Source organism: Rubrivirga sp., from assembly GCF_049648075.1.
Classification (GTDB): Bacteria; Bacteroidota; Rhodothermia; order Rhodothermales; family Rubricoccaceae; genus Rubrivirga.
Window position 1 is genome coordinate 1 of the sequence record NZ_JBARYR010000760.1, and the last position, 1788, is coordinate 1788.

The 1788-nt window shown below is 70.9% G+C and carries 1 protein-coding gene; it reads left to right on the top strand.

Annotated features, from left to right (window positions below; genetic code table 11):
* On the top strand, nucleotides 1-1788 hold a 1788-nt coding region (locus WBA11_RS20120; RefSeq protein ID WP_424522415.1), incomplete at both ends, for a TonB-dependent receptor domain-containing protein.

Here is a 1788-nt window from a genome sequence, read left to right on the forward strand (position 1 = left end):
GCCGACGGCTACTTCGTCGTCCCGATCCAACCCGGCGACCATTGGCTGGTCGTCTCGGCGGTCGGCTACGCGCCAGCGCGAGTCCACGCCCACGACGGCACCTCGCTCGTAGTCCGGTTGCAGGCGACGACCGAGGCGTTCGCGACCGTCACCGTCGAGGGCGAACGGGCGGTTGCCGGTGCGCCATCGGCCCCCGTGCGAACGCCGGCGACGACTGAGGATCTGCTCGCCCGGCTGCCCGGCGTGTCGCTCGTCCACCGAGCCAACTTCGCCGCCGAGCCCATCATCCGCGGCTACCAGGGCGGCCAGGTCTCGCTCACCATCGACGGAATGCCGATCTACGGCGCCTGCGTTGACAAGATGGACCCGGCGTCGAGCTACGTCGAGCCCGAGAACCTGGCGGCCGTCGAGGTTTCGAAAGGTGGAGACCTAGGCGGTGGCTCCCAGATCGGAGGGTCCATCGACCTAGTGACCGAGCGGCCCCTATTTGGCGTGCCGATTGCGGCCGAAGGCGAAGTCGGCTTCGAGTCGAACGGGTTGGCGCGTCGCGTGCGTGGTGCGGCAAACTGGAGCCAGGGCCGGCTCGCCGTGCGAGCGAGCGGATCGTACCGCGGGGCCGGTGACTACTCGCCGGGCGGCGGCGAGGCGATCCCCGTCTCGGGCTACGAGAAGCGCAACCTGGCCGCAGCGGCGGCCCTGCGCCTGGGCGAGGGCCACACGGTAACGGCCCAAGTCCTGACCGACGACGCCTGGCTCGTCGGCTACCCGGCCCTCTTGATGGACGCCGTCCTCGCCAAGGCCCGACTGGGAAGCGTCGCCTACGAAGGTCGCGGCTTGGGCTTGGATCGCGTCGACGCGCGGCTCTACCGCAACCGCGTCGACCACACGATGGACGACCGCTTCCGCAACGTGCTCGCCCGCGAGGTCATGCGCGGGATGTACATGCCGATGGCCGGCTACACCGACGTCTGGGGCGGCAACCTCGAGGCCGCAAAGACCGTCGCCGGCACCGCGCTCACGGCGACGGCCGACGTCCACCGGCTGATGCAGTTCGGAGACATGACCATGTTCAGCGTCTACCCCGGCATCCGCGACATGGTGCTCCTAAACGTGGGCGACGTGACGGCGACGAACGCGGGACTGACGCTCGAGGCCCGGCGACCCGTCACCGAGCGGCTGGCCGTGTCGGTCAGCGGCCGGCTCGACGCGACGGCCCGCGACGTGGGACGCGAGGAGATGCGCGGCCTGTTCGCCCGGCGGACCGGGTCCGACGACGTCGCACGTCAACTCGCGATCCCGAGTGCGAGCGCGACGCTGAGCTACGCCGCCTCCGACCGGACACGCCTGCGCCTGACTGTCGCGGACGCCGGCCGCTTGCCGACGGTCGTCGAGCAGTACGGCCATTACGTCTACAACTACGTCGACGGCTACTTCTACACCGGCGACCCCGACCTGCGTCCCGAACGGAGCCGCCAACTCGAGGTCGGCCTCGCGCACGCAGGCGACGGGTTCGCCCTCGAGGCCGCGGCCTTCGCGCACGCGCTCAGCGACGTCGTCGTCGGGCTGGCCGATTCTGAGGTGGTCGCCGGGCTGGCCGGCTCGACGTACCGCTTCCGACTCTACGACAACGGCGGGAATGGTTGGATGACCGGCGGCGAGGTCTCGGCGCTCGCTCGGTTCGGGTCCGGCCTCGAGGCCGTCGCGAGCGTCCAGGCGGCGTTCGGCCACAACACTCGGTTCGACGAGCCGCTCCCGATGATCCCGCCCGTCGGCGGCGTGGCCGCGCTG